The 8,697-nt window shown below is 46.5% G+C and carries 3 protein-coding genes, 11 tRNA genes, 1 rRNA gene and 1 pseudogene; 3 read left to right on the plus strand and 13 right to left on the minus strand.

All coding sequences use genetic code 11. The annotated features are described in order from the left end of the window. Positions 1-258: 258 nt before the first annotated feature. Positions 259-3,054 carry a phosphoenolpyruvate carboxylase gene (gene ppc, locus G358_RS0128595; protein ID WP_019640691.1) on the minus strand — a complete coding sequence of 932 codons (2,796 nt, stop codon included), beginning with the start codon at positions 3,052-3,054 and terminating at the stop codon, positions 259-261. Between the two features lie 410 nt (positions 3,055-3,464). On the opposite strand from ppc, the pseudogene G358_RS31465 reads away from it, so the two are divergent. The 3 genes and pseudogenes from G358_RS31465 (at position 3,465) to G358_RS0128610 (ending at position 6,024) form a co-directional block, all read left to right on the plus strand. Next, positions 3,465-4,196 (plus strand): annotated as a pseudogene (locus tag G358_RS31465) (ABC transporter ATP-binding protein). Then, complete coding sequence (locus G358_RS0128605) at positions 4,193-5,224, plus strand: ABC transporter permease (RefSeq protein ID WP_019640694.1); 1,032 nt, start codon at positions 4,193-4,195, stop codon at positions 5,222-5,224. Before G358_RS31465 ends, G358_RS0128605 begins: the two are co-directional and overlap by 4 nt. Before the next feature lie 137 nt (positions 5,225-5,361). Continuing rightward, on the plus strand, positions 5,362-6,024 hold the full coding sequence (locus tag G358_RS0128610) for a TetR/AcrR family transcriptional regulator (RefSeq protein ID WP_019640695.1): 663 nt from the start codon (positions 5,362-5,364) through the stop codon (positions 6,022-6,024). Positions 6,025-7,478: 1,454 nt separating this feature from the next. Here the strand turns inward: G358_RS0128610 and G358_RS0128625 are convergent. From G358_RS0128625 to rrf, 12 genes are all read right to left on the minus strand, one after another. Continuing rightward, positions 7,479-7,552 (minus strand) — tRNA-Gly (locus G358_RS0128625). Positions 7,553-7,559: 7 nt separating this feature from the next. Next, a tRNA-Pro gene (locus G358_RS0128630) sits at positions 7,560-7,636 on the minus strand. A gap of 23 nt (positions 7,637-7,659) precedes the next feature. Continuing rightward, a tRNA-Arg gene (locus G358_RS0128635) sits at positions 7,660-7,736 on the minus strand. Positions 7,737-7,745: 9 nt separating this feature from the next. Further along, positions 7,746-7,820: transfer RNA gene (locus G358_RS0128640), tRNA-Gly, on the minus strand. A gap of 5 nt (positions 7,821-7,825) precedes the next feature. Next, positions 7,826-7,910, minus strand: a tRNA-Leu gene (locus tag G358_RS0128645). A gap of 15 nt (positions 7,911-7,925) precedes the next feature. Next, positions 7,926-7,998: transfer RNA gene (locus G358_RS0128650), tRNA-Lys, on the minus strand. A 6-nt stretch (positions 7,999-8,004) separates the two neighbouring features. After that, positions 8,005-8,079, minus strand: a tRNA-Gln gene (locus tag G358_RS0128655). A gap of 13 nt (positions 8,080-8,092) precedes the next feature. After that, a tRNA-Val gene (locus tag G358_RS0128660) sits at positions 8,093-8,168 on the minus strand. 149 nt (positions 8,169-8,317) lie between these two features. Further along, positions 8,318-8,392, minus strand: a tRNA-Glu gene (locus G358_RS0128665). Between the two features lie 27 nt (positions 8,393-8,419). Next, a tRNA-Thr gene (locus G358_RS0128670) sits at positions 8,420-8,495 on the minus strand. 2 nt (positions 8,496-8,497) lie between these two features. Then, positions 8,498-8,573: transfer RNA gene (locus tag G358_RS0128675), tRNA-Asn, on the minus strand. Between the two features lie 6 nt (positions 8,574-8,579). Continuing rightward, positions 8,580-8,696 (minus strand): 5S ribosomal RNA (gene rrf / locus G358_RS0128680). Position 8,697: the final 1 nt, after the last annotated feature.

An 8,697-nucleotide genomic window follows, 5' to 3' on the forward strand; every position in this document is an offset into this window, starting at 1 on the left:
CAGATCCATGGACGGGCTTCAATCGTTCACCCTGCCTGTCCGGCCATCGGCACCCGGATATTCCGCAATTACCGTCGCCGTCAGCACTTCATTCCAAATGTTAATTCATGTCTCTCGAAAAAGCAAGAATTTTGGTACCTGGCACAGCATGCCCTAATCTGCTTCTGACAATGTTCCTACAACGTTCCGGTCTTGCAAACAAGCCGGCTCCCGTAAAGCGGTGCCGGCTTGCCTATAAATTTATCCGATATCGAATAATCAACCCGTATTTCTAAGACCCGCAGCTATGCCGTTAATCGTAAGCAGCACTTCACGAAGCAGGAGCGGATCGTCCTGATCCTTGTCCCGAATCGCGCGAAGCTCGCTTAGCAGTTGCACCTGCAAATAACTTAACGGATCGATATATGGATTACGCTGGCGAACGGATTCCTGAAGTCCCGGATTATGATCCAAAATTTCAGTTTGTCCCGTAACCTTCAGTATCATGTCCTTCGTTAAATAGAATTCCTCTTCGATCTGCTTGAATATGCGATCTCTAACTTCGCTATCGCTGCACATGACGGCGTACTCTTTGGCGATAATCAGGTCCGCTTTGGCAATCGCAAATTGGAGTGTGTCGATGACCGAACGGAAGAAGGAGAAATTCTGATACATTTCTTGAAGAACCTTCAGATTGTCTTCATTATCCTGATAGAACTGGTACAATCCAGTTCCAGCCGCATACCAGGCCGGGAACAGATATCGGCTCTGCGTCCAGGCGAACACCCATGGAATAGCACGTAGATCCTCAAAACGATCGCTGTTTTTGCGTTTCGATGGTCTGGATCCGATATTCAGTTCGCCGACTTCCAGAAGAGGTGTAGATTCCTTGAAGTATTTCAGGAAATCCGGCTCACGGAATACCAAGTCCTGATACTTTTTCAATGAAGTCTCAGAAATACCCGCACTAATCTCTTCCCACTTCTGTTCATTCTCATCGTTCTCACGATGAAGCTTAGCGTTAATCGCTGCCGTAATCAATGCTGAGGTCGCATGTTCCAAGCTGCGGTAAGCTATGCCTTTTAAGGAGTAACGGGAAGAAATCACTTCGCCTTGCTCCGTAATCTTAATCCCTCCGCCAATCGTCTCCGCAGGCTGTACCAAAATGCTGCGGTTCAACGGCATGCCTCCGCGTCCCAGCGCCCCTCCGCGCCCATGGAAGAACTTCAGCTTCACGCCGGATCTATTCGCTGCAGCGGTTATTTGCTTGAGAGCTACCCGCAGCTCCCAGTTCGCTGTCACTACCCCGCCGTCTTTATTGCTATCGGAATAACCGAGCATAATTTCCTGCAAGTCATTCATCGCAGCAACCGACTGGCGATAGATTGGCATACTGAACAGGGTATGCATAATGCCAGGTGCGGCATGAAGGTCATCAATCGTCTCGAACAACGGCACAGACTGCAGCGTACAAATGACGGTGCCATCTGCTTCTTTACGGAACAGACCCACCTCTTTTGAGAAAACCATTACCTCGAGAATATCGCTCGCCGCTTCCGTCATACTGATCAAATAGCTTGTAATACACTGGGTTCCGAATTCCTGCTGGGCACGGAACACTGTCCGGTACACATTCAGACACTCTTTTGTACTTTCACTATAATCCTGGTAAGGGGAAGTTAAAGGACGAGGATCATTAAGCAGACGTTCCAGTAATTTGATCTTTTCTTCTTCCGCTAATTCGGCGTAGTTACTAACAATGTTCATGTTCGCCAATATTTCTGTCATGGCATTTTCATGCTCCTGGCTGTGCTGCCGGATGTCGAGAGTTGCTGTATGAAATCCGAACAGTTCAACCTGGCGAACAATCTTATTGATATGTGTATCCGCGACATAATCCGCATAATGATGACGCAAGCTGCGGTCAATAATTTTCAAGTCATCAATCAGGTCTTTGACTCCTGCATAACGTTCTGGCGAACCCTTCTTGGAGTCATCCAGCAAATTATGCAGCTTCTCGGTCATATAAGTAAGCTTGACGCGGTATGGCTCTTTCTCGTTAAGCCATTGCGGTGTTTTGTTCAATGTCACCTGAAGCCGGTCTCTTTGAATAGACGCTTCAAGCTCATCCGTAACATCTATAATCGTAGTGCTGAAGCTAAGATATTTAAACAGCTCGGCCAGATGTCGCTGGTATTCTCTTACGGCGAGCTTGCGCTGAATTTTCAGCGTTTCCCAAGTTACATCAGATGTTACTGACGGGTTGCCGTCCCGGTCTCCACCGATCCATGAGCCGAAACGGAGATAGGTCGGCACATGCCACAAGTGCTCGGGATAGTATTTACTCAAACATCTTTCCAATTCCTGATATACTTCCGGTAGAACCTGAAATAACGTCTCATGGAAGTAATACATTCCGTTTCGCACTTCATCGATAACCGTAGGCTTACGCTCCCGCAGCTCATCCGTTTGCCATAGCGTTATCACTTCGTTCAGCAGCTTCTCTCGGAGCTGTTCCCGCTCACGGAATGTTAATGTTGGATTATCCAACTGCATAACATCGTCTGCAATCCGCTTATGAATGTCAAGGATAGCCCGGCGCATCGCTTCAGTCGGGTGAGCCGTCATCACCAATTCCAGCGACATGCCCTCCAGAATTTCCTGAGCCTCCGCATAATTAAATCCACGTTCCTTCAGGTCTCTGACAGAAGCTTCAATCGAACCTGACTGAACCGACTCGCCTGCAGAACGTTCGAAATCCCGTCTCCGGCGAATTCGGTGGTTCTGTTCCGCGATGTTAACCAATTGAAAATAAATAGCGAACGCACGGATTACTTGGTGACGAATGTCGGGTTCAAGAGAATTGATCATATCTTTAAACTCTTCATGCAGTTCCGGTAAAAATACAGCCCGCAGCGATTTACTGGCTTCACGAATCTTCTCGACAATATCCAAGAGCTCATTACCGCCCTGATGAACCAGGACCTCTCCTAGAATATTGCCCAAAAAACGGATGTCGCGCCGAAGCAGGTTATTTGAGTTGCTCTTGCCTGCGGTCACTGTTACTTCAGTCATGTTTCTCCCCCATTTCATCCCTATTCCGTCTTTCTAAAGCCTTCTTACTATCATACAATAAACTGTTCTGAAAATCTTCACTTTATTGTAAAGTCGTTTCAAGAAAATTCATGCGAATTTCTCTTTGGAACGACTTTTTATACATACTAACGTATAATATCGAAAACAAAAATGGTGATTTCTCTATATCAATTTATAATTATGCATCTTAACCGTAATAACTTAAATTACACATTCATAGAATCCATTACTTACCTTATCACGGTAAAGCATTGAAATGCAATAGTATATTTCGGAGATTTTGACACATTTCAGCACTATTCTGCATTTTCTCTTTATTTACTTTGCTCCATTTTCGAATTATAATACAAAGTGAGTACTCACTCATTTTAATAAAAGGAGAACCTGCAATGGCTCAAACAAAATCCGTTATCCGAGCAACAAATGTAGGCAAACAATTGGGCAAGAAAACAGTGCTGGAGCATATTTCCCTGGAGATTCAATCAGCGGAAACCTTCGGACTGCTAGGCCCTTCGGGATCAGGAAAGACAACTCTCGTTAAGCTGCTAACCGGTATTGACGAAGCTACCTCGGGTAAAATTTAAGTATTTGATACCGTCATGCCGAACTTAGCCATGCTATCGCAAATCGGCTATATGGCTCAGTCCGATGCATTATACACCGAGCTTAGCGCCCTTGAAAATCTGGAATTTTACGCGGCTCTCTACGGACTGAAAGGCGCTCGCCAGAAACAGCGCATCTCTGCGGTCATGGAAGTTGTCTCTTTGGAGCAGCATCTGCACAAAAGGGTTGCCCAGTATTCAGGAGGAATGAAGCGCAGACTGTCACTGGCCATCGCTCTGCTGCATGAGCCGCCGCTGCTTGTTCTGGATGAGCCTACTGTCGGTATCGATCCATTGCTGCGGCAAGCGATCTGGACAGAGCTTAAGGCGCTGAATGCCATAGGCACGACGATCATAATGACGACGCACGTCATGGATGAAGCGGAAAAATGCGACCGGCTTGGCATGATTCGGGATGGGCATTTAATAGCGGTCGATACGCCGGATGTACTAATCCAGCAAGCCGGAAAGTCATCGATCGAAGAAGCCTTTATTCATTACGGAGGTGTGCAGCTATGAGAATCTGGGCTATTATACTTCGTATATTAAGACAATTTCGCCGTGACAAAAGAACGCTAGCGCTTATTTTCATCGCTCCCCTCTTCGTTTTGACATTAATGAATATCGTCTTTAACGGTTCCGATTATAAACCGAATATCGGTGTCATTGCCACTCCAGACAGGCTAGTGGAACAATTGACAGAGCAGCATGCCACAGTATTAAGCTATAAGGACAAAGAGGCTGCGGAGCAAGCGCTGGACCATCGCAGTATAGATGCCATCGTTACAATTGAAGATTCGCACCTTCAGGTGAAGCTAGAGGGCAGCGATCCTTCCGTAAACAAAGCAGTCATTATGCTGCTGCAGAAAACAGGCGATGTCCTTCATTCTGAAATGAATACGGGCAAAAAATTGAATATTTCGTACTTGCACGGTTCGGAGGACATGACAGCGATCGATCAATTCGGACCCATTCTGATTGGCTTTTTCATCTTCTTCTTCGTTTTTCTTATCGCTGGAGTGTCCTTTTTGCGAGAACGTACTACCGGCACGCTGGAGCGCCTGTTATCCACTCCTCTGCGGCGCTGGGAGCTTGTGCTTGGCTATATCGGCGGCTTCGGCATTTTTACGATGATTCAAGCTTTGTTAATATCCTGGTTCTGTATTAAAGTGCTGGGCATTTTAATGACCGGATCGTTTGCATATGTTCTTTTATTAACGCTCTTATTATCAATGACCGCACTAACCCTTGGTACACTGCTGTCTGCCTATGCTAACAACGAGCTGCAAATGATCCAATTTATCCCGCTTATTATCGTCCCCCAGTTGTTTCTGTCCAGACTATTTCCACTGGATACGCTCCCGGAATGGCTGCAGAAGCTGGAATTCATTATGCCGCTGACTTATGGCACTCATGCGCTAAGTGACGTTATGATCCGTGGGAAAGGCTGGGACGCTATTGCTGGTAATGTTAGTGTGCTGATCGGATTTTCATTGCTCTTCATACTTCTGAACATCGCCGCTCTCCGCAAGCACCGGAAAATATAACAATATAATAGAAGCTATGATAATATTTATAATAGCTACAGTTAGCTGCAGTTGAGTTGGCTGCAGTTTGGCTACAGTTGACTAAAGTTAGAACTAGCTGCAGTTCATTTCAGTGCTCATTCAGGAGGGTGTTTTCAATGGCGCAACAAGATTCAATTGAACATTGGATTCAGGAATTTATTAAAATAGATGATGGTAAATTGACAGACAAGCAAATTAAAATCATTCAGGCGGCTGTGGAGATTTTTGCCGAGAAAGGCTATGCTGCCTCCTCAACCAGCGAAATCGCCCAAAAAGCGGGCGTCGCCGAAGGCACGATCTTCCGTCATTACAAAACGAAGAAAGATCTGCTCATAACGATCGTATCCCCGATGATGAGCAGGCTTATTGCGCCCTTCGTATGGAATGAGTTCAAAGAGGTGCTGGAGTCGGACTATCCAACCATCGAAGATTTCCTTTATGCAGTTGCGGTCAATCGCTTGAATTTTGCCCGGAAGCATCTCAAAATCATTAAAATTTTACTGCAAGAAATTCCTTTTCAGCCGCTGTTGCAAGAAGAATTCAAAAAGCATATCGGCACCAAAGTGTTTCACAGATTCGCCGAAGTTGTCGAGCACTTCAAAAGCAAAGGGCAAATCATTGAAATGCCGACCCCCTCTTTGCTGCGCTTCAGCGCATCTGCTATGATCGGACTGTTCGTTACTCGTTTCCTCGTCTTTCCCGATCAGCCCTGGGATGAAGAAAAGGAAATCCGTGATACGATATGGCTTATTCTAAATGGAATATGTCCCAAGCAATAAACTCAATTTTGAAAAAAACAGCTGCACAAATGTCCCTATAAGTAACCCTGCTCCTAGTTGTAGCGGGGTTACTTTTGTAATGTTTATTTTATGCCTTCACGAACGGCCGAACTCCCGCTACCAGCTTGATCAAGTTTAAACTAAGTTATCAAATCCACCAATGAATTTCCCCACTTTTGCCCCTTTTAACAGAAGTATTAAAATTTTTTCTTCATTATATACAATATATATACGATCAAGAAAGAAGAGAAGGCATACGGGCATTTCAGCTTCGGCAAAATTTATATGTTGTCTCTCATATCTTGTATCCCTTCTGGTGTCGATAGAAGAGAGGATTATACCTCTTCCTATCTTGGGACTGGTGTTATATGGATACACGACCAAATTACATGTTATAGTCTATTTGGAGGTGCCCCTATGAATGGTAAAAAAACAGTAATGCTAATTCTTACTATTAGTTTTCTTGGTATACTAGTTACCTTTGGTTTGATGTACCTTTTGCTATGGATTGCTTTTAATTTTTAATATCGGAGGACTGGGCTCTTCTGCTTAAATCAGACATGGACGAGCTTAAGATATATCGCAAAGAAATGGCTCTAGGAACGTTCACGAGCTACGGCATACAGCTGCCATGCCCTTGTGAGAGCATGAGACTGACCAAAGGGCACACATAAGTTTTTGCGCCACGCCAAGCTGAGAACTATACGCATGATACAGAAACCGTTAGTCAGTGCTTATCGACCCACTTGAAACGCTTAATCCAGAAAGAATGAAATTTGCCCCCTGAACTGCCCCTAAATCAAAAGTCGTCCGTCCTTTGTCGAATTTTGCGCAAAAGAAAAACACTTGCGCACCAAGGGTTTCAGGGTAAAAACATGACTAAGCGGGTGATGGGAATACTCTGCCTCTGGATTGAAATGCAATCCTTCGGATCGCCAGTAGAGGATGAGGCTGACGCGCGTCCTACTCGGTTTTTTTGAAGCTTTCACGGACGGTCGAACCCCTGTGGGTTCTCTTCCACACCCGCTAGAAAATAAAAAAAACTGCCTATTGGCAGTGTTGTTTGTTTATGGAGCGGGTGATGGGAATACTCAGCCCCTGGATTGAAATGCGATCCTTCGGATCGCCAGTAGAGGTTGAGGCGGAAGCGCGTCCTACTCGTTTTTTTCTTGAAGCTTTCACGGACGGTCGAACCCTTGTGGGTTCTCTTCCACACCCGCTAGAAAATAAAAAAAACTGCCTATTGGCAGTGTTGTTTGTTTATGGAGCGGGTGATGGGAATACTCAGCCCCTGGATTGAAATGCGATCCTTCGGATCGCCAGTAGGAGTTGAGGCTGACGCGCGTCCTACTCGGTTTTTTTTGAAGCTTTCACGGACGGTCGAACCCTTGTGGGTTCTCTTCCACACCCGCTAGAAAATAAAAAAACTGCCTATTGGCAGTGTTGTTTGTTTATGGAGCGGGTGATGGGAATCGAACCCACGCTACCAGCTTGGAAGGCTGGAGTTCTACCATTGAACTACACCCGCATCATTGTGGTCGGGACGACACGATTCGAACATGCGACCCCCTGGTCCCAAACCAGGTGCTCTACCAAGCTGAGCTACGTCCCGATAATGATGTGTTAAGAAAAAGATGGCACGCCCTGAGAGATTCGAACTCCCGACCTTTTGATTCGTAGTCAAACGCTCTATCCAGCTGAGCTAAGGGCGCATATCTATATGGAGCGGACGACGGGAATCGAACCCGCGACCCTCGCCTTGGCAAGGCGATGCTCTACCGCTGAGCCACGTCCGCAATTTTGGTGCGCGTGGAGGGACTTGAACCCCCACATCCGAAGACGCTAGATCCTAAGTCTAGTGCGTCTGCCAATTCCGCCACACGCGCATTTTTTGGAAAAAGTGAGCCATGAAGGACTCGAACCTTCGACACCCTGATTAAAAGTCAGGTGCTCTACCAACTGAGCTAATGGCTCATACAATGGCTGGGGATATAGGATTCGAACCTATGAATGACGGAGTCAAAGTCCGTTGCCTTACCGCTTGGCTAATCCCCATTAATAATACTGATGGTGGAGGCTAACGGGATCGAACCGCTGACCCTCTGCTTGTAAGGCAGATGCTCTCCCAGCTGAGCTAAGCCTCCATATGTAATAGGCTTCTCGTATTAAAGATAATGGTGACCAATAGGGATACTCTCACTTCGTTCGAGACTGCGATGTTATTGCTAACGACGCTTATGCTCCGACGAACCCCCAAGGGCTTCTCATCCCTACTGAAGCTCATTAATGAAAGTGGTGACCCGTAGGGGATTCGAACCCCTGTTACCTCCGTGAAAGGGAGGTGTCTTAACCCCTTGACCAACGGGCCACATTCGTAGTACACCAGCAAAGAAAGTGGAGCTCTCAACCGGGATCGAACCGGTGACCTCATCCTTACCATGGATGCACTCTACCTACTGAGCTATGAGAGCAATGGCTCCCCGAACAGGACTCGAACCTGTGACAACTCGATTAACAGTCGAGTGCTCTACCGACTGAGCTATCAGGGAACATCCGCTTGGCGACGTCCTACTCTCCCAGGACCCTGCGGTCCAAGTACCATCGGCGCTGGAGGGCTTAACGGTCGTGTTCGAGATGGGTACGTGTGGAACCCCTCCGCCATTGCCACCAAAC

The sequence above is a fragment of the Paenibacillus fonticola DSM 21315 genome, assembly GCF_000381905.1.
Classification (GTDB): Bacteria; Bacillota; Bacilli; order Paenibacillales; family Paenibacillaceae; genus Fontibacillus; species Fontibacillus fonticola.

Coding starts and splice junctions, on each gene's coding strand:
- ppc (WP_019640691.1), bottom strand. CDS start 3,054: ATGACTGAAGTAACAGTGACCGCAGGCAAGAGCAACTCAAATAACCTG.
- G358_RS0128605 (WP_019640694.1), top strand. CDS start 4,193: ATGAGAATCTGGGCTATTATACTTCGTATATTAAGACAATTTCGCCGT.
- G358_RS0128610 (WP_019640695.1), top strand. CDS start 5,362: ATGGCGCAACAAGATTCAATTGAACATTGGATTCAGGAATTTATTAAA.